Origin of the sequence: Pyxidicoccus fallax (assembly GCF_012933655.1) — a bacterium.
Lineage (GTDB): Bacteria > Myxococcota > Myxococcia > Myxococcales > Myxococcaceae > Myxococcus > Myxococcus fallax.
The window spans coordinates 1-20467 of sequence record NZ_JABBJJ010000229.1 but is presented as its reverse complement, the minus strand read 5'-3'; the positions used below and the strand labels follow the sequence as shown (position 1 = coordinate 20467).

Sequence of the window (20467 nt, the reverse complement as noted above, 5' to 3'; positions counted from 1 at the left end):
CAGATGTTTATAAGAGACAGGGCTAAAGTCTCTAAATCGCTTGCATTTTCCGGTGCGTTGTCCTAGGCAGTCAAGGCCCTGTATCGATGGTGGTCGTAGCTCCACCACCCACCGGCCGGGCTACCAACAACACCGCGCCGCGAAGCCTTCCGCACGGCATTTCTCGGCGTGTTTGCCCTCGAAGTGACGACAATGGACGGTCTGAATCCCCGGAAGGTCTTCTCGCTGGTGTTCATCATCGCCATCGCGGTGGTGTTCACGCTGTCGTTCGGGCCGGGCAGCAGCGGCTTCGGCGGCACCGGCACGCAGGCGACGGCCCCTGGCTCGGTGGCCACGGTGAACGGCAAGGAAATCCCCATGAGGGACTTCGCCGCCGCGTGGGCCCGACAGATGAACTTCCTGCGCGCACAGGGAAGCCCCATCCCCGAGTCCATGGCCCGCCAGTTCGGCATGCACAACCAGGTGCTCGACCGCCTGGTGAACACCGAGCTGCTCGCCCAGGCGGCCGAGCGCCACGGCATCAACCCGTCCGACGAGGAGCTGCGCAAGCTCATCCACCAGAACACGGACTTCCATAACAAGGAGGGCCAGTTCGACTTCGCCCGCTACCAGCAGGTGCTGCGCGACTTCTACCGGAAGACGCCGCAGGACTTCGAGGCGGAGCTGCGCCGCCAGCTGGCCGCCCAGAAGATGGTGGACGTGGTGCGCGCCGGCGCCGTCGTCTCCGACGACGAGGTCCGCGCCCGCTACGAGAAGGAGGGCAACCAGGCCAAGGTCGTCTTCGCGCGCTTCCTGCCCACCATGTACGCGGAGAAGATCCCCGCTCCCACCCCGGCGCAGCTGGCCGAGTGGAAGAAGACGCACGAGAAGGAAATCAAGGACTACTACGAGGCCAACCGCTTCGTGTACCAGCAGCCGGAGCGCATCCGCGCGCGGCAGGTGCTGGTGAAGCTGGCCCCGGACGCCACCGCCGAGCAGAAGGCCCAGGCGAAGGCCAAGGCCGAGGCGCTGCGCAAGGAAATCGAGGGCGGCAAGGACTTCGCCGCCGTGGCGCGCGAGAGCAGCGAGGACCCGGGCAGCAAGGCGCGCGGTGGCGACCTGGGCTGGGTGGAGCGCGGCAGCTGGGAGCCGGCGCTGGCGGACGCGGCCTTCGCGCTCAAGGCCGGGGAGATGACGCAGCCGGTGGAGACGAAGTTCGGCGTGCACCTGGTGAAGGTGGACGAGAAGCAGCCCGCCCAGGACAAGAAGCTGGAGGAGGTCCAGGACGAGATTGCCACCACGCTCATCAAGCAGGAGCGCGCGAAGGAGATGGCCAAGGCCGAGGCCGAGAAGGCGCTGGCCACGGTGAAGGGTGGCAAGGACCTGAAGGGCCTCTTCCCGCCGGAGAAGGAGCAGCCGGCCCTGCTGCGCTTCGAGACGGAGACGCGTCCGGAGGCCGTGGAGACGGACAGCTTCACCGCCGAGGGTGAGGCGGTGCCGCACCTGGGCCCCGCGCCCGCGCTGGTGAAGGCGGCCTTCGCCGTCAACGGCCCGCAAGCGCTGGACCAGGTCTTCCCGGCCGGCGAGGGCTTCGTGGTGGCGCAGGTGGTGGAGCGCCAGAAGCCGGACGCCGCGGGCTTCGACAAGCGCAAGGAGGAGCTGCGCAACCAGGCCCGTCAGGCCAAGTCCATTGAGCTGACGGAGTCCTTCCTCAAGGCGCTCAAGAAGAATGGCACCGTGGTGACCAACACCCAGGCCATCGACTCCGTGGTGGGCGCGGGCTAGCCGCTTCCCCCTTCCCAGGGCAGTGCCTCGGGGCCGCCGAGGGGGTTTCGTGCCCCTTCCGCGGCCCCTGGCCTTTTCAGCGCACGGGGAAGTCCGACGAGCCGGTGTCCGGGGTGGACGGCACCGCGACGCAGAGACCGTCACGCCCCCGGGCCTTGGCCGCGTACATGGCGAAGTCCGCCGCGCGGATGAGGTCCATGGCGGACATGGCGTGGTCCGGGAAGGTGGCCACGCCGACGCTGGCGGTGAGGCGCACGTCCAGCCCGTGGTCCTTGAGGAAGGCGCGCCCCCGGAAGGCCTCGCAGATGCGCTGGCCGATGACGGCCGCCCCGTCCAAATCGGTCTCCACCAGCAGCACGGCGAACTCGTCTCCGCCATAGCGGAAGACGGCGTCCAGGTTCTGCCGCCCCAGGGCGATGAGCATGTCCCCGACTTCCTTCAGGGCCGCGCTGCCCATCAGGTGCCCGTGGGTGTCGTTGATGCTCTTGAAGTGGTCCAGGTCCAGGAAGACGAGCGACAGCGGGTGACGGAAGCGCGTGGCGCGCTTCACCTCGTGGTCCAGCAGCGCGCGCAGGTGCCGGGCGTTGTAGCAGCCGGTGTGCTCGTCGGTAATCGTGAGCTCCTGCACCCGGCGGAAGTTGCGCGCGTTCTCAATCGCGATGGCCGCGTAGTCGGCGATGGCGGTGAGGGTGGTGAGGTCCTCGTTGGTGAAGGGCGGGTCGGACGGGCCGTTGACCAGCTCGATGATGCCCAGCACCCGGCCGCGGGCGATGAGGGGCACGGCGAGGATGGAGCGGGTGTGGAAGGCGGAGGCCTGGTCGAAGCGGGGCGCGAAGCTCGGGTCTCCTCCCACGTCGTGGACGAGCCGGGCGACGCCGGAGGAGAAGACGGCCCCGGCGATGCCCTCGCCCGGGTTGAGCTGGAGGCCCTTGAGGACCTCGGCGCCGTCACCCACCGCGATTTCGAAGTAGAGCTTCCCGGTGCGCTCGTCTTGAAGAATGAGAGACCAGTTGCGGGGCAACAGCAGGCTGCTGACCTTCTGCATGACGAGCGCCAGCACCTCGCGCAGCTCCAGCGTGGAGGTCAGCGCCTTGGCCATCTCGTTGTAGGCGGCGAGCTGCTCCACCGTCCGCTTCATGGCCGACAGGAGGTCTGCGGGCTTCATCCGAAGAGTCCACTCCGAGGCGCAAGTCTGGTAAGGCCGCCCCGAGCCGTAACATGCACACGAACGCTGATCAAACGTCCCTCATCCTGGCATCCGCGTCGCCGCGGCGCAGGGAATTGTTGTCACAGCTGGGCCTCGCCTTCACCGTCTCGGCGGCGGACATCGACGAAACGCCCCACGCCAAGGAGGCGGCCGAGGCCTACGTGCTGAGGCTGGCCCGGGAGAAGGCCCGCGCGGTGGCCGCCCGCCACCCGGGCGCCTGGGTGCTCGCCGCCGACACCACGGTGGCCCTGGAGTCGGAGCTGCTGGGCAAGCCTCGGGATGCCGAGGAGGCGAAGGCCATGCTCTCCCGCCTGTCCGGGCGCACCCACGCGGTGCACACCGGCGTGGCGCTGGCGGGCCGGCACGACGAGGCCCTCGTCGTGCGCACGCGTGTCACCTTCCGGGCACTCAGTCAGGAGGAGATTGCCTGGTACGCGGGCACCGGCGAGCCGCTGGACAAGGCGGGTGCGTACGCCGTCCAGGGCCGCGGTGGATTTCTCGTGGCGGCGGTGGACGGCAGCCCCACCAACGTCATCGGCCTGCCGCTGGGAGAGACCCTGGCGCTGCTGGCGCGCGCCGGGGTGCCGCTGCCGTGGAGGGCGTCACCATGAGTGGAAGCGTCGCGGAGCGACTGGCGGCGGTACGCGAGCGGGTGGCGGCGGCGTGCGCGCGCGCCGGGCGGCCGGTGGAGTCGGTGACGCTGGTGGCGGTGTCCAAGCTGAAGCCGGCGGCGCTCATCCGCGAGGCGTACGCCGCGGGCCAGCGGGACTTCGGAGAGAACTACGCGCAGGAGCTGCGCGACAAGGCCGCGGAGCTGGCGGACCTCGAGGGCCTGCGCTGGCACGCCATCGGCCCGCTGCAGACGAACAAGGTGAAGTACGTGGCGCGCGTGGCCGGCGGCTTCCACGCGCTGGACCGCCTCGAGGTGGCGAAGGAGATGTCCAAGCGCCGCGAGGGCACCTCTCCCCTGCCCTGCTACGTCGAGGTGAACGTGGGCGGCGAGGACACCAAGAGCGGCCTGGAGCCCGGCGCGCTCGGTGACTTCCTGGCCGAGGCCCGCGCCCTGCCGGGCCTCCAGCTCGTGGGGCTCATGTCGCTGCCGCCGCCCACCGACGACGAGGCGCGGGCGCGCGGCTACTTCCAGACGCTGCGGGAGCTGGCCCGGACGCACGGCCTGCCGGGCCTGTCCATGGGAACCACGCACGACTTCGAGCTGGCCATCCAGGAAGGCGCCACCGTGGTGCGCGTGGGCACCGCCATCTTCGGCGAGCGCGCGTGAGCCGCGGGCCCGCGCGCCGGGCCGGCCTCACACCTCCTTGTACTTCACCCGCCCCTCCGAGGTGATGGTGACCTTGAACTCGGAGCCGCAGTAGTTGCAGCGCACCTCGTCCTGATCGGTGAAGGTCTCGTCCACGGGGTTGTTGGCGTTGCAGCTCGGGCAGTCGAACTCCTTCAAGACCCGGCTGCCGCTCGACGAGCCCTTGTCATCATCATCATCGAAGTCGCTGGCCATCCGCCCTCCTGTCAGGTGTGGCGCCACTCGGTGGCGCCCGGACGGAAGGCTACCAGCGCTGTCCTCCGGTGGACACCGCAAGCCGCATGGAGGGCGGCCGGGCGCGGGGGGGCGGGAGGCGCCGGGTCGGCCATGCATGCGAGAGTGTGGCCCCCGCGACGCTTGCGTCCGCCTCCTCGTGAAGCGAGCGGGCACCCTTTGAATGCCTGGACACCAGGCACGTCAATGGAAATGGGCGGCGTCGGGAATGGTTCGGGGGCGGGTCTGGCGGACTTCGACCAGGCTACTTAACTTCCTAGCGAGGGAGCTCACTCGATGCGTGCGCAGTCCAAGTGGGGGTTCGCGGCGGTGCTGGCGGGCCTGGTGTGGTCGGCGACGGCCATGGCCCAGGAGTCTTCCAGCAGTCCGGCGTTCGGCCCCGGTGAGCAGTCCCAGTATCGGGTGAAGTACCTCGGCGTGACGGCGGGCACCGCGGAGGTGACGGTGGGCGCGACCATGAAGCAGTGGGGTGAGGACGTGTGGCCCATCGTCGCCGTCGCGAAGAGCCACGACCTCATCGGCGTGTGGCCCATCAAGGACAAGTTCGTCTCCTACTGGCAGCCCCAGGGGGAGCGCGTGCTCGGCAGTGATTTGCACGCGGACGAGAACGGCAAGCGCCGCCGCCAGCGCATCAAGATGCAGCCGGATGGCCGGAGCGCGCTCGTGGTGAAGCAGAAGCAGGGCGAGGCGGCCCGCGAGTCCACGCGCGAGGTGGAGGCGGGCACGCTGGACGTGACGGGCGCCACCTTCGCGCTGCGCAACCGCGACCTGGAGGTGGGCCGGGAGTACGCCTATCCCGTCTTCACGGGCAGCAAGAGCTTCACCATGCGCGCGAAGGTGGAGTCGCGCGAGGCGCTGAAGACGGAGCTGGGGCCGAAGGAGGTCTTCAAGGTCCGGGTGCAGGCCGAGTTCGGCGGCAACCTGAACACCAAGCGGGACATGTTCGCGTACTTCACCACGGACCCCAACCACGTGCCGGTGCGCGTGGAGGCGGAGTTCGCGCTGGGGACGATGGTGGCGGAAATCACCGACTACAAGCCGGGCCGGGTCATGGCGGTGGCCCGCGCGGAGAACGGCGAATAACGGACGCCGGGAAGTGAAGGGGGCGGATGGGAGCGGGATGGGCGTGGGCAGTGGTGGCGGCGATGTCCGCCACCCCGGGGCCTCAGGTGGTGTCGCCCCTGGTGAAGATTCGGCCGGGTGTCGCGGTGGAGGGAAGCCGCGAGGCACGGCTCAGCGTGGCCCGGGGTGAGTGCGAGGCCACGCAGGTGGTGCTGCCCGGGCGCGTGGAGCGCGCGCGGGTGGAGCCGCTGGCGCTGAAGGGCCCCGGGGCCGAGCTGAAGGCCTCCGTGTGGCGCCAGGTCTTCGTGGACGTGAAGACGCCGTCCAACGGAGAGGGCCGCCCCGGCCCCTGGCCGGACGCGCTGGTGCCGGTGGAGGCGCCTGTCACAAACGCGAGCCACCCCGCCGTCCTCTACGTGGAAGTGTGCGCGCCGGAGAAGCAGGCGCCGGGTACCTACCGCGGCGAGCTGAAGGTGAAGGCGGGTGACGCGCGGGCCGTGCCCGTCCCCTTCTCCGTGGAGGTGCAGCCCTTCGCGCTGCCGGCCACCGCGTCGCTGCCCACCAGCTTCGGCATCTCGCTGTACAGCATCGCGCGCGGGCACGGCGTGTCGCCGGAGTCCCCGGAGGCGCGGGAGCTGCTGCGCGCGTACGGGCGCACCCTGCTGGAGCACCGGGTGAGCGCGCACGGCATGAGCATGTCGCCGCCGCCGGTGCGCTTCGAGAATGGCCGCGCGGTGGTGGACTGGCGCGCGTACGACGCGGAGATGGGGCCCTTCCTCGACGGCAGCCTGCTGCCCTCGGGAGCGCGCTTCACCACCGCCGAGGTGCGTGACAGCCGGCAGGCGTCCACGGACGCGGAGAAGACGGCGTACTACCGCGCCTTCGCCGAGCACTTCCGCCAGAAGGGCTGGCCGGCGCAGCTGTTCTTCTACGCGAAGGACGAGCCGAAGCCGGAGGACGTCCCGCTGGTGCAGGCCCAGTCGAAGCGGGTGCGCGCCGCGGGCGGCATCCCCGTGCTCGTCACCAGCCCGCTGGATGACTCGCTGCGCGTCGCGGCGGACATCCCCACGCCCACCATCAACTGCTTCTACCCGCGCCCCGGGCCGCAGACGTGCCGCACCGTGTTGACGCCGGGCACGCTGCGCGCGCGGCTGCCGAAGCGCGCGAAGGTGTGGTGGTACCAGAGCTGCAACTCCCATGGCTGCAGCGGCGGGCCTCCGGAGGACAAGGCCGTGGACGCCGCCTACAGCGGGTGGGCTTCCTACATGGTGGACCACCCCGCTCCGCTCAACCGGGCCATGGGCGTGATGGCCTACGCGTCCGGAGTGGACGGCGAGCTCTATTACGACACCGTCTTCGCCTACAACACGAAGAAGGACGTGTGGGCGGACGTCTTCGAGTTCGGCGGCAACGGCGACGGCACCCTCTTCTACCCGGGCACGCCCGCGCGGCTGGGGACGCAAGGGCACCAGCCCGTGGTCAGCCTGCGCCTCAAGCACATCCGCGACGGGCTGGAGGACTACGAGTACCTCCGCCTCCTGACGGAGCTGGGTGACGGCGCCTTTGCCCAGGCAGCCGCGCGGCGGCTGGCCCGCTCGGGTTGGGACATCACCCGGGATGCGGGACAATGGGAGTCGGTCCGTCAGGAAGTCACGGCCCGGCTCCGGAAGCTTTGGTCGGAATCCGAATATGCGAAGCGCCCGGGCCGTCAGACGCCCGACAGCACCCCGTAGTCTTGAGTGGAAGGAAAAGGATGAGCTCCATGCGCACCCTCCTCGCGGCCTGGCTGTCCCTCTCCACCGCCACCGCCTGGGCCCAGCTCCCGGACGCGGAGGCGGACAAGCCGGATGGTGACAAGCCGGCGGAGACGGCGAAGGAACCGGAGGTCCCCCTCACCGTGGCGCCCTGCGCGCAGGCCCTGCCGGCGCTGCGCACGCCCATGGCCTTCATGCCCGGCGAGGTGCTCGAGTTCGACCTGGACGCCATGGGCGCCCAGGCCGGGAAGATGACCATGCGCGTGCAGAAGCCGAAGGACGGGCACCTGCCGGTGGAGGTGGAGGCGCAGACCAACTCCTTCTTCTCCAAGGTGCGCCGGGTCCACGGCAGCGCCACCACGTACCTGCACCCGCGCACGCTGCGGCCCCGCCGCTACGTGGAGGACACCACGGAGAACGAGATGCGCCGCAAGGTGGAGGTCGCCTTCGGCCAGAAGGACCGCTCCGTGAAGGTGGACTACCAGATTGGCAAGCGGCCCAAGGGCCAGTTCAACTACACCTATGACAAGGACGGCCTGGACGTGGCCGGCTCCATCTACCTGCTGCGCCAGCTGCCGCTGCAGGAGAACCTGCAGGTGTGCTTCGACGTGTACGGCGTGCGCCGCCTGTGGCGCATGCAGGGCGCGGTGCTCAAGCGCGAGCAGGTGACGACGCCGCTGGGCCAGTTCAACGCGTGGCACATGACGGGCACGGCCATCCGCCTGGACAAGCCCTCGCAGAAGCGCGAGGTGCACGTGTGGATTTCCGACGACACCCGCCGCCTGCCCCTGGCCGCCGTGGGCACCCTGGACCTGGGCGCCGTGCGCGCCACCCTCACCTCCGTGTCCCGCCCCGGCGAGAAGCGCCAGGAGGCCGGTGGCGAAGAGGACATGAAGTGGTGAGCCACCAGCCATAGCGCTCGCCCACGCGCAACATCCGGGAAGCCCGAGGCCGAAGTACTTGCGCCTCGGGCTTTTTCGTTTCCCGGTATTGAGAGTGGTTTGCAGCCTCAATTGGGTGGCGCTAGTGTGCGCGGCGGAAATCGTCCAGGCGGTGGACGCGGCATCTGCTGTCGCTCCCCGCCTCGGTGCAGCGCCGTTCCGGCCGGAGAACACGTTGCGACTCTCCGCGGGCGTCTTGTGACGCTCGTTGCAAGGAAGGTGTCTGATGAAGCGCTTCTCCGTCCGTCTCCTGCTGGCCCCGGTGTTCCTGTCGGGCGCGCTGATGCTGAGTGCCTGCCCGAGCGCGGTCTGCTGCGACCTGCCGCCCGAGCCCATCCTGAAGCAGGAGCTGCTCACCAACTTCGCGGACGCGGTGGCGGTGCCCACGTACGAGCGGCTCGCCACGCGGCTGGACGCGCTGGACGCGGCGGCGCGGGCGCTGAGGAGCGAGCCCACCGAGGCACGGCTGGCGGCGGCGCGGCAGGCGTGGCTCGCCGCGCGCGAGCCCTGGGCGCGCAGCGAGGCCTTCCTCTTCGGCCCGGCGGACAGCGACGGGCATGCCTCGGCGCTGGACAGCTGGCCGGTGGACCGGGCGGCGCTGGACGGGGTGTTCGCCAATGACGGCGTGCTCACGGCGGAGTCCGTGCGCGGCCTGCCCGCGACGCAGCGGGGCTTCCACGCCGTGGAGTACGTGCTCTTCGGCGAGGACGGTGCCCGGGCGGCGGAGTCGCTGACGCCGCGCGAGCTCGAGTACCTCACCCTCGTGACGGAGGAGATGAAGTCCGTGGGCGCCGCGCTGACGGGCGCGTGGACGCAAACCACCGCGGGCCAGCCGCCGTACCGGGACACGCTGGCCGGCACGGGGCTGTCCGCCGACGCGATTGAGCCGGCGGTGCGGGTGTCCGCGAAGCGGATGGTGGACGGCGTCATCGACCTCCTCGACGAGGTCGCCACCGCGAAGCTCACGGCCCCGTATGAAGCGAAGGACCCGAGCCTGCTGGAGAACCAGTTCGCGCGCGCGTCGGTGAGCGACCTCGTCGAGAACCTGCGGGGCGTGGAGAGCGTGTACCTCGGCCACGCGGCCGACGTGGCGGTGCAGGGGCAGACGCTGCGGGACGTGGTGGGCTTCGGCACGGACGTGGACGCCCGGGTTCGCGGCGAGCTGACCCAGGCCCTCCAGGCGCTCGAGAAGCTTCCCGAGCCCTTCCCCGAGGCCCTCGGCGCCCCGGCGTCCGCGGATGAAATCGAGGCCGCGCGGGACGCCGTGCGCAAGGTCCACGGCACCTTCCAGCGGGACGTGCTGCCGCGGGTGATTCCGTGAGGTGAGGGGCGGACGCGGCCGGGGCGGCCCCGCACCACCGCCGGAAAATTGACGGAGTGCTACCTGCCTGTAGCGTCATGGGCATGCCCCCTCCGGCCCTCGCCCTCGCCGCCCCCGCGCCGTTGCGCCGCGCCGACCCGGTCCGCGTGGCCATGGAGCGGCTTGCCCGCTCGCTGCCGGCCCGCACGGACTCGGCCGTGCTGGTCGACCTGCTCGAGGATGACCTGCGCGAGGGGCTGGACGCGCTCGGTGACGTGGAGGCCCACTTCACGGACCTGCTGGACACGCTGCGCGCGGAGGACCTGTCTCCGGTGGAGCTGCTGGAGGTCGGCGAGGACCTGCGCGTCCTCCAGCGCCTGGACTACCTGCACCACCTCATCGTCCAGCTGCGCAAGCGCCTGGCCCAGGCCGCGAGCCTGAAGCAGCAGGCCCAGGCCGCCACGCGCTCGCGCTGAGTCCTCCCACCGTCAGATGGACGGCGGAACCGCCGTTCCTCCAGGCGTGCCCGGGGCCGCCACCGGCGCCGCCGGAGCCGCCGCGCCTGGCGCCGCGGTGGTGGTGCCCGGCGTCACGTTGGCCGGCGAAGGCGCCGCGGGAAGCGGCGTGGCCGGACCCGCGGTGAGCGGCGCGGGCGTGCCCAGCAGCGGCGGCGCCTGACCGGCGTTGAGCGGCGCGGGCGTGCCCAGCAGCGCGGGCGGCGGCGTCGCCGAGTCCGAGTTCAGCGGCGGCACCGTGGCGATGAACCCCGTCGTCACCTGGGCCTGTCCCTGGAACGCCTCGAAGCCGCCGGGCGCCTGCGCCTGCACCGAGAAGGTGCCCACGGTCCCCGTCCCCGGAGGCTGCCCGAACGGGCGCGGCGCCGGACCGAAGCCCGACGGAGTCCCCGGCGGCGCCGTGCCCGGCACGAGCACGCCGTCCGCGGCCTGGGGCGAACCCGGCGCCGGGGTGCCCGGCAGTACACCGGAGATGTTCACCGGAGGATTCGGCGCGCCGGTGACGGGGAACGTGCCGCTCGTCACATCCGGCGTCACCGGAAGGCCCGGCACCTGCGAGCCCGGCAGCGCCGGCCCAATCGCCGAGCCCGGAGGCGTCACGGCCGCGCCGCCAGCCACGCCGCCCACCGAGGGCAGCCCGGTCCCCGCGAACGCGCCCGAGCCCACCGCGGGCGCGGGGGTCGTCGCCGTCACCGGCCCTCCAATCACCCCGGTCTGCCCCGCGGGGAGCGCGGCACCGCTCGGGGTCGTCGTCGGCAACGTGCCCGTCGCCACGTTCCGTCCGAAGCCGAAGCCCGTGTCGGCGCCGCTCCCCGGGGTTCCGACGCCGAAGTCCGTCCCCGTCCCGGTTCCAACGCCGGTGCCACCGCCCAGGCCGATGCCCGTCCCCGTCCCCGTCCCCGTACCCGTCCCGGTACCGGCGCCGGTGCCCGTATCGCTGGACAGGCCCGCGCCGGTGCCGGGCGCATCGCCGATGCCGGTATCGACGCCCGTCCCGGTTCCAGCTCCGACGCCCGTCCCACCGCCGCCGCCGGTGCCATCCATGCCCGCCGTGCCGCTGCCACCCGTCCCCTCGCCGCCGATGGTGGAGCCGCCCACGGCCACCACGCCGCCGCCCGCGGTGCCGATGATGTCCCGGCCTCCACCGGCCGCGCCCAGGGCGTTCTGCGCCCCCGGCGTCGTCTCCGGAGCGCCGCCCGGCGACGTGGCCAGCGCCGTGCTCCCGGCCGTGGCACCGTCCCCTTCCTCGCCCGCGCCCGCGGGAGCCGGCGACGCCGTGGGCGGCGCGCCGAGAATGGTCGCGGGCGGCACCGGCGTCAGCAGCCGCCAGTCCACCGGTGGGTTCCCCGTATTCTCCAGGAAGGCCACCGAGGGCACGTCCGTGCCGTCCACGGAGATGTCCACGTCCTCCAGCACGAACTGGACGAAGCCGCGCGGCTCCAGGTTCGGCGGCAGGTTCCACGCCACCACCACCAGCTCCGAGTCCCCGAAGCGCGCCTGCCGCAGCAGCCGGTGCGTGTCGTCATCCGCGAACGCGCCCGCCGCCAGCGCCGCCGCGTGGACGAAGGCCGAGTTCGTGAGCAGCTGCCCGTTGCGCCACACGCTGCCCACGCCCCACACCGCCACGGCCGCGTGCGTGCGCGTCATCGCCGCCCAGCCCAGCCCGCTGTCGCCGTACATCGGCACGTCCAGCAGCACGCCGCCGCCAATCGCATGAGGCGGCGGCCGGGGCAGCGGCCCCGAGACGGTACGCCCCATCGCCTGGGGAGGCGGGAAACCGGGCTTCGTCAGCTCGACGCGGTACTCCACGCCGCCCACCCGGAACGTGGCGGACAGCTGCCCCGTGTCACCGTAGGTGGCGCCCGGCAGGGAGACCCGGTCCTCCACCGTCAATGACGCGCTCCCGAAGCCTCGCTCCGAGAGGTCCGTGAAGGGCAGGGGTCCTTGGATGAAGAAGCCGTCTGGCCGCTCGGTCCTCGCGCTGGCCTCCCGGCCCTCGAACGTGAACCCGCCTGGCGACGTGGCCAGCAGACCTGACAGAAGAAACGAGGTGAAGGGTCCCGCCATCGACGCTGCCTCCTTGTCTCACAAGGTAGGCAGCGGAGCGGGGCGCGGCAGTCCCCTCCCCGAAAAGCTAGATGAGGCCCCGCGCGCGGCGAATCTGCTCGACCGTCTTGTTGTACTCGATGTCGAAGGCGCTCGTGCCCTCCTGCAGGTGCTTCAGGCGGGAGCGGGCCTCCTTGTCGATTTCGTCGTCCACGTCCAGATGCCGCTTCATCACCGCGAAGAGCTTCTGACGCAGCACGTTGTCGGCCGCGTACACCTCTTCGACGTTCCGGCTGATGAGCAGGAACTCAATCATCTGGTTGATGACGTACTCGATGCCCTCGTCGCCCATCTTGAAGCCGCGGACGTCCGCCATCTCGCGCTTCACCTGGTTGAACTTCGAGTAGTCATATCCGCGACGCTCCAGTGCCTCGCGCGTCGCCTGGTTCACACGCTCTTCGTTGGCAAGGTACTCGCGCATGATGGCCGACAGGTCCATCTCGGCGTCAGCCACGCGCATCGGCTCCACCTCGATGTCCCCGTCCTGCATGAGCTGCTGGATTCCTTCGCGCGAGATGATCGGGATCACCTTCGGATACAGCCTCATGTCGGTCCCTCACCCTCTAGAAACATGCTCGGATCGTCATCCGCTATAAATCAGCGCCGAGCCCAGTCGCAATGAAAAACCCCGGGAACTTCGCGGTTTCAGCGCGCCTCCCCCCGTGGTCTGCAGCGGAAATTAATCACGCTGCTCCGGGTGGCGACCCTCCCTGCGATTTTTCGTTCACCGGCTCGCTCGCGTCGTCCAGCGAGGCCTGACGTACGGGGTCTTCCGCATCCTCTTCGGGGTGGCCGTGCAGCCCCGCATGGACCCGCTCGGCCACGGCCGGGCCGACCACTTCCGCCAACTCCTCGATGGTGGCCTCGCCCACCCGTTTGAGAGAACCGAAGTGGCGCAGCAGCATCTTCCGCCGCGTCTCCCCCACCCCGGGAATGTCCTCCAGGGCAGAGCGGACCCGACTCTTGCGCAGCACCTGCTTCTGGAAGGTGATGGCGAAGCGGTGGGCCTCGTCCCGCATGCGCGTCAGCATGAACATCTCCGCCGAGTTCTGCGGCAGGACGATGGGGTCCTTGCGGCCCACCACGAAGATGCGCTCGGGGCTCCTGGCGCTCTCCTCGTCCCGGTCGAACACCTCCAGGTCGCGGCTCTTGGCCAGGCCCACCACGTCCACCGTCTCCACGCCCAGGTCCTTCATGGCCGCGTGCGCGCTGGCGAGCTGCCCCTTGCCGCCGTCGATGACGAGCAGGTCGGGCAAATCATTGTCCTCCTGCCCCCGCTTGAGCCGGCGCGTCACGACCTCGTACATGCTGGCGAAGTCGTCCTGCTTCTCCAATGTCTTGATTTTGTACTTGCGATAGCGAGACTTGTCCGTTTCGCCATCCGTCACCGCCACCTGCGAGGCGACGATGGCCGAGCCCTGGAAGTGCGAGATGTCGAAGCACTCCATGCGGCGCGGGAAGTTGCGCAGGCCCAGCTTCTGCTGGAGGCGCGACAGCACGCCGTCCGTCTCGTCCTTGGTGCGGCGGCGCTCCACGAAGGCCTGTTCGGCGTTCTTCACGGCCATCTGCACGAGGTCGTGCTTCTCGCCGCGCTTGGGCACGAGCACACGCACGCGCTCGCCCTTCCGCTCGCTGAGCAGGGCTTCCAGGCCGTCCGTGCCGTCGTCGGGCTCCAGCGGCAGCAGCACCTCCTCCGGCACGAAGCTGCCCTGGTCGTAGTAGAGGTTGACGAAGGACGACAGCAGCTCCGCGTCGGGGAACTCCTGGCTGCCGAAGGGGAAGGCCTGCCCGCCGTTGAGGCGGCCCTGCCGCACCCAGAGGACGTAGAACAGGATGCGGTCCCCCTCGCGGAAGAGGGCGAAGACGTCCTGGTCCTTGAAGTCCGTGGTGGCCACCTTCTGCCGCTCCAGGCTGCGCTCGATGGCCTGGAGCTGGTCGCGCAAGCGCGCGGCCTCCTCGAACTTCAGCTCCTGCGAGGCGCGCTTCATGCGCAGGCGCAGGCCCTCCACCAGCTCGTTGGCCTTGCCCTCCAGGAACATCGTCACCTCGTCCACGCTGCGCCGGTAGTCCTCGGGGGGCACGGGGTAGACGCACGGCGCGGGGCAGCGGCCAATCTGGTGCAGCAGGCACGGCCGCTTGCGATTGGCCAGCACGTGGTCCGTGCAGGTGCGCAGGCGGAAGTAGCGGTTGATGATGCGCAGCGTCTCGCGGATGGCGCCCGCGCTGGAGTACGGCCCGAAGTAGCGCGCGCCGTCCTTCTCGTACTTGCGCACGACTTCCAGGCGCGGGTACGCCTGGGTGCGGTCCAGCCTCAAGGAGATGAACTGCTTGTCATCCTTGAGCATCACGTTGAAGCGCGGCTTGTGCTTCTTGATGAGCTCGTTCTCGAGGAGGAGCGCCTCCTTCTCGTTGTTGACGAGCACCGTCTCGATGTCGCCGAGCAGCTGATCCAACAGCGACACGAAGACGCGCGTGTCCCCGGTGCGCGTGAAGTACGAGCGCACCCGGTTGCGCAGGTTGATGGCCTTGCCGACGTAGATGATCATCCCGCGGCGGTCCTTCATCAGGTACACGCCGGGTTCGGTGGGCAACGCGTCCAGCTTCTCCTGGAGCTTCGCGTCCATTCGCGCGGTCTCCTCCCGCTGCCTAGCGACGTCCGCGGGCCCTGGACGTCCGCGCGCCCGCGCCCGACCTGGCCTTGCCTCTGCCCCGCCCGCGCGCCGGCTCCGCGTCCTCGGCCTTCTTCACGGGGCCCCTGAGGAGCGAGCGCGAGGCCGGCTTGAGCCCCAGGTCCATGTCCTTGAGCAATTGCACCTTGTCGCGGTACTCGGCGGCCTTCTCGAACTGCATCTCGTCCGCGGCGGCGAGCATGTCCTTGGTGAACTCCTCGATGAGCCGCTTGATCTCCCTGGGCTGCAGGAGGTCGTCCTCGCCCTCGGCGGCCATGGGCAGCGCACCGGCGTCCTCGGCGTCGTAGGCCTCGTGCTCGGACAGGTCGGTGATGTTGCTCTTCACCGAGCGCGGGGTGATGCCGTGGTCCTGATTGTATTGCCGCTGGATGTCACGGCGGCGCGTCGTCTCTTCCAGCGCCTTCTTCATCGAGTCGGTGACGTTGTCCGCGTACATGATGACGCGGCCCTGGAGGTTTCGCGCCGCGCGGCCGATGGTCTGGATGAGCGACACGTGGCTGCGCAGGAAGCCCTCCTTGTCCGCGTCGAGGATGGCCACCAGCGACACCTCGGGGATGTCCAGGCCCTCGCGCAGGAGGTTGATGCCCACCAGCACGTCGAACTCGCCCTTGCGCAAATCGCGGATGATGGCGGTGCGCTCAATCGCGTCGATGTCCGAGTGCAGGTAGCGCACGCGCACGCCCACATCGGCGAAGTACTCGGTGAGGTCCTCCGCCATGCGCTTGGTGAGCGTCGTCACCAGGACGCGCTCCTGGCGGGCCACGCGCAGGCGCACCTCCTCCAGGAGGTCGTCGACCTGGTTGCCCACGGGGCGCACCTCCACCTCGGGGTCCGTCAGGCCGGTGGGGCGGATGATCTGCTCCACCACCACGCCGTGGGACTTCTGCAGCTCGTACTCGGACGGCGTCGCGGAGACGAAGAGGACCTGGGGCACCAGCTCCTCGAACTCGCCGAACTTCAGCGGACGGTTGTCCAGCGCGCTGGGCAGACGGAAGCCGAAGTTGACCAGCGTCTCCTTGCGGGCGCGGTCGCCGCGGTACATGGCGCCAATCTGCGGCACCGTCTGGTGGCTCTCGTCGATGAGGACCATCAGGTTGCGCGGGAAGTAGTCGATGAGGCACGGAGGCGGCTCCCCCGTGGCGCGGCCGGAGAAGTGCCGCGAGTAGTTCTCGATGCCGCTGCAGTAGCCCACCTGTTCGATCATCTCGAGGTCGAACATGGTGCGCTGCTCCAGCCGCTGCGCCTCCAGCAGCTTGCCCTCGCGCTTGAAGACCTGGAGCTGCTCGGTCAGCTCGTCGCGGATGGTCTGCAGGGCGCGCTTGCGCACGTCCTCGCCGGCCACGTAGTGGCTCGCGGGGAAGATGACGATTTTGTCCAGCGCGCCAATCGTCACGCCGCGCAGCGGGTCGAACTCGGTGATCTTCTCCACCTCGTCGCCGAAGAAGGAGACGCGCACGGCGCGCTCCTCCTCGTACGCGGGGAACACCTCGACGGTGTCGCCACGCGCGCGGAACGTCCCGCGGTGGAAGTCCAGGTCGTTGCGCTCGTACTGGGCCTCCACGAGCTGGCGCATGAAGGCGTCGCGGTCCATGGCGCCGCCCACGTCCACGCGCACGGCGAGGTCCACGTAGCTGCGGGCCGCGCCGAGGCCGTAGATGCAGGACACGCTGGCGACGATGATGACGTCGTCCCGGGTGCGCAGCGAGTGGGTGGCCGAGTGGCGCATCCGCTCGATGTTGTCGTTGATGGACGAGTCCTTCTCGATGAAGGTGTCCGTCGACGGGACGTACGCCTCGGGCTGGTAGTAGTCGTAGTACGAGACGAAGTACTCGACGGCGTTGTTCGGGAAGAGCGCCTTGAACTCGCCGTAGAGCTGGGCGGCCAGCGTCTTGTTGTGGGCGATGACGAGCGAGGGCCGCTTCACGTTGGCGATGACGTTCGCCATGGTGAACGTCTTGCCTGAACCCGTGACACCCAGGAGGGTCTGGTAGCGGTCGCCTCGCAGGACGCCCTCCGTGAGCTCTCCAATCGCTCTCGGCTGGTCACCCTCGGGCTTGTGGTCGCTGACGATCTGGAACTCGGGCATATCCGTGAGGTTTAACACTCCACGGACGCCGAGACTGGCACTTCGTGCCTGCCCGTCGGACGGCGGACGGAGCGCGTGCTACTTCGACGCGCCCTCGGACGTGCGGGGCGTCTTCGGGGCCTTGAGCGCCTCCAGGGCCTTCAGGCGGGCGGACTCGAATTCGTCACCCCGATTCCACCGGGGCAGCTCCGGCGAGCGCGCGATGTGGGCGCCCAGGAGGAAGAAGAGGCGCACGTCCTCCACGGCGCCGGAGAAGTCCCACTCCGGGCGCAGCTCGTCGGAGGGCTGGTGGTAGTGCCTCGCCTCCCACGCCTCGCGCTGCTGCCTGCCCCAGCCCTCCGGCCGGCCCACGAAGTCCATGCCGCTGCCGAAGTAGGCGGCGGGGATGCCCTGCTTGGCGAAGTTGAACTGGTCCGAGCGGTAGAAGAAGCCGCGGTCGGACAGCTGGTCCGCCTTCACCACCCGGCCCTGCGTCTTGGCCAGGCCGACGATGAGCGCATCCAGGCTGGACTTGCCCAGGCCGATGACGGTGAGGTCGCGGGTGCGGCCGTGGATGTTGGCGCCGTCGATGTTGATGTTGGCGGCGACGCGGCCGGGAGGCACCGGCGGGTGCTCGGCGAGGTACTGCGAGCCCAGGAGGCCCTGCTCCTCGGCGGCCACGGCGGCGAAGAGGATGGAGCGGCGCGGAGGCTGGGGCAGCGCGCGGAAGGCCTTGGCCGCCGCGAGCATCGCCGACACGCCGGCCGCGTTGTCGAGCGCGCCGTTGTAGATGGTGTCCTCGCCCGGCTTGCCGCCCTCCTTCTTGCCCAGGTGGTCATGGTGCGCGCTGTAGAGCACCACCTCCTGGGCCAGCTTCGCGTCACCACCGGGCAGCATCGCCAGCACGTTGGCGGTGGGCCGGCGGCGCACCTCACTGGTGAAGCGCGTGGACACCTTCACCCCGAGCGGCACCGGCTGGAAGTCCCGCTGCTGCGCGGCGGCCCTCAGCGCGTCCAGGTCCCTGCCGGCGAGCTGGAGCACGTGGCGCGTGGCGGCCTCGGTGGTCCACGCCTTCACCTGCACGCGCGGGACGTCCTCGGCGGCGGGCAATTCGAACTGCTCGCCCGTCCACGACGTCTGCACCACCTGCCACGGGTAGCCCGCGCTGGGCGTGGTGTGGATGATGATGGCGCCGGCCGCGCCCACCTTGGCGGCCTGCTCGTACTTGTAATCCCAGCGGCCGTACCAGAGCCGCGTGCGGCCCCCGAAGAGCTTGGGGTCGTCTTCCGGGTCGTTGTTGAGGATGAGCAGCGTCTTGCCGCGCAGGTCCATCCCCTTGAAGTCGTCCCACTCGTACTCGGGCGCCTGGATGCCGTAGCCCACGAAGACGAGCTCCGACTCCTCCAGCTTCGCCTCGGGCGCCTGCACGCCGGACACGGCGATGAACTCGTCGTGGAAGTTCAGCTCCGCCGAGCCGCCCGGCGCGCGGAACGACATCGTCCGCGGGTTGCTGGTGATGCCCACCAGGTCGAACCGCTGGAAGTACGAGCCGTCCTCGGCGGCGGGCTTCAGCCCGAGCGCCTCGAACTGCGAGGCGATGTACGCCTGGGCCAGCGCGTCGCCGCGGGTGCCGGGGCCACGGCCCTCGAGCAAATCACTCGCGAGGAAGCGCACGTGCGCGCGCAGCACGTCCGGGACGATGTTCCCCGCGGCGGACTGCTCCGCGGCGGTGACGAGCGGCGCGCGCTGCGCGAGCGCGGGCAGGGAGCACAGGGCAAGGAGCAGGGCCGACAGGCGCTTCATGGTGCCCGGAGCCCTAACACGAAGCTCCGGGCCCATGCAGCAGCCTCATCCGCCGTGCGCCGGGGCCACCTTCCACGTCGTCCCAGCAGGCGTGTCCATGATGTCCACGCCCTTCTCCTTCAGCGTGGCGCGCACCCGGTCCGCCGCGGCGAAGTCCTTCGCGGCACGAGCGGCCGTCCGCTCACCAATCAGCCGCTCCACCTCCGCCACGTCGATGCCGCGCTCGCGCACGGCGCGCTCGCGGCGGCGCAGGAGCCACTGGGCCGGGTCGTCCTCGAAGAGGCCGAGGACGCTGGAGGCCTTGCGCACGTCCTCGCGCAGCGCCTGGAGCGTACGGCCCACGAGCGGCTTGTCCTTGACCGGGGGCTTGTCCGCCAGCTCGTTCATCAGCACGAAGAGGCCGGACAGCGAGCCCAGGGCGCCCGCGGTGTTGAAGTCGTCGTCCATGGCGGCCTCGAACTCGGTGAAGAAGCGGTGCGGCTCGCCATGCACCGGGCCCTTGCCGAAGTCCTTGCCCGCCACGCGCTCGTCCACCTTGCGCAGCGTCTCGTAGAAGTACTCCATGCGCGCTTCCGCGTCCGCCAGCCCCTTGTCCGTGAAGCTGAGCGGGTGGCGGTAGTGCGTGGAGAGGAAGAAGAAGCGCAGGGCCTCCGGGTCCACCTTCCCGAGCGCGTCGCGCAGGCGCACCACGTTGCCCAGCGACTTGGACATCTTCGCGCCTTCCAGGTCCAGGAAGCCGCAGTGCATCCAGTACTTCGCGAAGGGCTTGCCGCTGGCGGACTCGCTCTGGGCAATCTCGTTTTCGTGGTGCGGGAAGATGAGGTCCAGCGCGCCGCCGTGGATGTCGAAGGACTCGCCCAGGTACCTCGCGCTCATGGCGGAGCACTCGATGTGCCAGCCCGGCCGCCCGGGCCCCCAGGGGCTTTCCCAGGCGGGCTCGCCCGGCTTGGCCGCCTTCCAGAGGGCGAAGTCCAGCGGCTCGCGTTTCTGCTCGCCCGGCTGCACGCGCTCGCCGACGCACAGGTCATCCAGGTTGCGCTTGGACAGCTTCGCGTAGTCCGGGTCGCTGCTCACCGAGAAGTACACGTCGCCCTGCGACGCGTAGGCGTGCCCCTTGTCGACGAGCTTCTGGATGATGCCGATGATTTCAGGGATGTGCTCGCTGACCTTGGGCGACACATCCGGCTCCAGCAGGTGCAGCGCGCGGGCGTCCTCGCGGAAGATTTCGACGTAGCGCGCCGACAGCTCCACCGCCGTCTCGCCCGTCTCGGCGGCGGCCTTGATGATTTTGTCGTCCACGTCCGTGTAGTTGCGGACGTACCTCACCTTCATCCCCCGGTGACGGAGGTAGCGGACCACCACGTCGAACGAGGTGAAGGTGCGGGCATTACCGATATGGATGTAGCTATAGGTCGTGGGTCCACACACATAGACACCCACCTCGCCGGGGACGGCGGGCTCCAGCAGCTCCTTCTGCATGGTCATCGTGTTGAAGAGCCGGATGGATGGCGGGGTCACTTGCGACGTTCTCCTGTCCCTGTGGTGGTGGGCGTGGCCGTCACTCTAGGATCGCGGTCCCCAGGCAGGCCAGCATTCGCCTGGGGATTCGAGGCGGATGGTGGACTTCGGACGCCGGGAAAGGACACCCCTCCCCGCCGCCCTTCAATCAGGGAGAATGGCCACATGGCTCCACCGAATCCCAAGCGCC

Annotated in this window: 16 protein-coding genes; 8 read left to right on the top strand and 8 right to left on the bottom strand. The window is 70.0% G+C overall.

Translation table 11 applies throughout. The features are described 5' to 3' along the window. Window positions 1–192 precede the first annotated feature (192 nt). Window positions 193–1764, top strand: a complete 1572-nt coding sequence (locus HG543_RS35880) for a peptidylprolyl isomerase (RefSeq protein WP_169349420.1) — start codon at window positions 193–195, stop codon at window positions 1762–1764. A 76-nt stretch (window positions 1765–1840) separates the two neighbouring features. Here HG543_RS35880 and HG543_RS35875 read toward each other — a convergent pair whose 3' ends face one another. Further along, window positions 1841–2929, bottom strand: a complete 1089-nt coding sequence (locus tag HG543_RS35875; RefSeq protein ID WP_169349419.1) for a GGDEF domain-containing protein — start codon at window positions 2927–2929, stop codon at window positions 1841–1843. A 53-nt stretch (window positions 2930–2982) separates the two neighbouring features. Between HG543_RS35875 and HG543_RS35870 the strand changes: the two genes are divergently transcribed. Both HG543_RS35870 and HG543_RS35865 read left to right on the top strand, forming a co-directional pair. Continuing rightward, complete coding sequence (locus HG543_RS35870) at window positions 2983–3582, top strand: Maf family protein (protein WP_169349418.1); 600 nt, start codon at window positions 2983–2985, stop codon at window positions 3580–3582. Next, complete coding sequence (locus tag HG543_RS35865) at window positions 3579–4250, top strand: YggS family pyridoxal phosphate-dependent enzyme (RefSeq protein WP_169349417.1); 672 nt, start codon at window positions 3579–3581, stop codon at window positions 4248–4250. Before HG543_RS35870 ends, HG543_RS35865 begins: the two co-directional genes overlap by 4 nt. Before the next feature lie 27 nt (window positions 4251–4277). Here the strand turns inward: HG543_RS35865 and HG543_RS35860 are convergent, their stop codons facing one another. Then, entirely contained in the window at window positions 4278–4484 is a 207-nt protein-coding gene (locus HG543_RS35860) for a hypothetical protein (protein ID WP_169349416.1), read from the bottom strand. Between the two features lie 315 nt (window positions 4485–4799). On the opposite strand from HG543_RS35860, the gene HG543_RS35855 reads away from it, so the two are divergent. The 5 genes from HG543_RS35855 to HG543_RS35835 all read left to right on the top strand — a co-directional run bounded on the left by HG543_RS35855 (window position 4800) and on the right by HG543_RS35835 (window position 10056). Continuing rightward, a complete protein-coding gene (locus tag HG543_RS35855) occupies window positions 4800–5606 on the top strand; it encodes a DUF3108 domain-containing protein (RefSeq protein WP_169349415.1) in 807 nt (268 codons plus the stop codon). Between the two features lie 26 nt (window positions 5607–5632). After that, window positions 5633–7318, top strand: a complete 1686-nt coding sequence (locus HG543_RS35850) for a DUF4091 domain-containing protein (protein WP_169349414.1) — start codon at window positions 5633–5635, stop codon at window positions 7316–7318. Between the two features lie 20 nt (window positions 7319–7338). Next, window positions 7339–8241 carry a DUF3108 domain-containing protein gene (locus HG543_RS35845; RefSeq protein WP_169349413.1) on the top strand — a complete coding sequence of 301 codons (903 nt, stop codon included), beginning with the start codon at window positions 7339–7341 and terminating at the stop codon, window positions 8239–8241. A 265-nt stretch (window positions 8242–8506) separates the two neighbouring features. Beyond that, complete coding sequence (locus HG543_RS35840; RefSeq protein WP_169349412.1) at window positions 8507–9601, top strand: imelysin family protein; 1095 nt, start codon at window positions 8507–8509, stop codon at window positions 9599–9601. A gap of 83 nt (window positions 9602–9684) precedes the next feature. Next, a complete protein-coding gene (locus tag HG543_RS35835) occupies window positions 9685–10056 on the top strand; it encodes a hypothetical protein (RefSeq protein ID WP_171818197.1) in 372 nt (123 codons plus the stop codon). Window positions 10057–10068: 12 nt separating this feature from the next. Here the strand turns inward: HG543_RS35835 and HG543_RS35830 are convergent, their stop codons facing one another. The 6 genes from HG543_RS35830 to cysS all read right to left on the bottom strand — a co-directional run bounded on the left by HG543_RS35830 (window position 10069) and on the right by cysS (window position 20277). After that, window positions 10069–12162, bottom strand: a complete 2094-nt coding sequence (locus HG543_RS35830; protein ID WP_211194385.1) for a hypothetical protein — start codon at window positions 12160–12162, stop codon at window positions 10069–10071. 67 nt (window positions 12163–12229) lie between these two features. Continuing rightward, window positions 12230–12748 carry a DUF507 family protein gene (locus HG543_RS35825; protein WP_169349410.1) on the bottom strand — a complete coding sequence of 173 codons (519 nt, stop codon included), beginning with the start codon at window positions 12746–12748 and terminating at the stop codon, window positions 12230–12232. A 136-nt stretch (window positions 12749–12884) separates the two neighbouring features. After that, entirely contained in the window at window positions 12885–14825 is a 1941-nt protein-coding gene (uvrC, locus tag HG543_RS35820) for an excinuclease ABC subunit UvrC (RefSeq protein WP_169349409.1), read from the bottom strand. A 22-nt stretch (window positions 14826–14847) separates the two neighbouring features. Continuing rightward, complete coding sequence (gene uvrB, locus HG543_RS35815) at window positions 14848–16977, bottom strand: excinuclease ABC subunit UvrB (RefSeq protein ID WP_169349408.1); 2130 nt, start codon at window positions 16975–16977, stop codon at window positions 14848–14850. A gap of 78 nt (window positions 16978–17055) precedes the next feature. Then, window positions 17056–18759 (bottom strand): M28 family metallopeptidase, encoded by a 1704-nt coding sequence (locus HG543_RS35810; protein ID WP_169349407.1) that lies wholly within the window; start codon window positions 18757–18759, stop codon window positions 17056–17058. A 45-nt stretch (window positions 18760–18804) separates the two neighbouring features. Next, on the bottom strand, window positions 18805–20277 hold the full coding sequence (cysS, locus tag HG543_RS35805) for a cysteine--tRNA ligase (RefSeq protein WP_169349406.1): 1473 nt from the start codon (window positions 20275–20277) through the stop codon (window positions 18805–18807). Window positions 20278–20467: the final 190 nt, after the last annotated feature.

Excerpts from the sequence above, each read along its gene's own strand:
- HG543_RS35830 (WP_211194385.1), bottom strand. The coding sequence starts at position 12,162 with ATGGCGGGACCCTTCACCTCGTTTCTTCTGTCAGGTCTGCTGGCCACG.
- HG543_RS35840 (WP_169349412.1), top strand. The coding sequence starts at position 8,507 with ATGAAGCGCTTCTCCGTCCGTCTCCTGCTGGCCCCGGTGTTCCTGTCG.
- HG543_RS35875 (WP_169349419.1), bottom strand. The coding sequence starts at position 2,929 with ATGAAGCCCGCAGACCTCCTGTCGGCCATGAAGCGGACGGTGGAGCAG.
- HG543_RS35860 (WP_169349416.1), bottom strand. The coding sequence starts at position 4,484 with ATGGCCAGCGACTTCGATGATGATGATGACAAGGGCTCGTCGAGCGGC.
- HG543_RS35865 (WP_169349417.1), top strand. The coding sequence starts at position 3,579 with ATGAGTGGAAGCGTCGCGGAGCGACTGGCGGCGGTACGCGAGCGGGTG.
- HG543_RS35810 (WP_169349407.1), bottom strand. The coding sequence starts at position 18,759 with ATGAAGCGCCTGTCGGCCCTGCTCCTTGCCCTGTGCTCCCTGCCCGCG.
- HG543_RS35825 (WP_169349410.1), bottom strand. The coding sequence starts at position 12,748 with ATGAGGCTGTATCCGAAGGTGATCCCGATCATCTCGCGCGAAGGAATC.
- HG543_RS35880 (WP_169349420.1), top strand. The coding sequence starts at position 193 with ATGGACGGTCTGAATCCCCGGAAGGTCTTCTCGCTGGTGTTCATCATC.
- HG543_RS35870 (WP_169349418.1), top strand. The coding sequence starts at position 2,983 with ATGCACACGAACGCTGATCAAACGTCCCTCATCCTGGCATCCGCGTCG.
- HG543_RS35835 (WP_171818197.1), top strand. The coding sequence starts at position 9,685 with ATGCCCCCTCCGGCCCTCGCCCTCGCCGCCCCCGCGCCGTTGCGCCGC.
- HG543_RS35850 (WP_169349414.1), top strand. The coding sequence starts at position 5,633 with ATGGGAGCGGGATGGGCGTGGGCAGTGGTGGCGGCGATGTCCGCCACC.
- uvrC (WP_169349409.1), bottom strand. The coding sequence starts at position 14,825 with ATGGACGCGAAGCTCCAGGAGAAGCTGGACGCGTTGCCCACCGAACCC.
- HG543_RS35845 (WP_169349413.1), top strand. The coding sequence starts at position 7,339 with ATGAGCTCCATGCGCACCCTCCTCGCGGCCTGGCTGTCCCTCTCCACC.
- uvrB (WP_169349408.1), bottom strand. The coding sequence starts at position 16,977 with ATGCCCGAGTTCCAGATCGTCAGCGACCACAAGCCCGAGGGTGACCAG.
- HG543_RS35855 (WP_169349415.1), top strand. The coding sequence starts at position 4,800 with ATGCGTGCGCAGTCCAAGTGGGGGTTCGCGGCGGTGCTGGCGGGCCTG.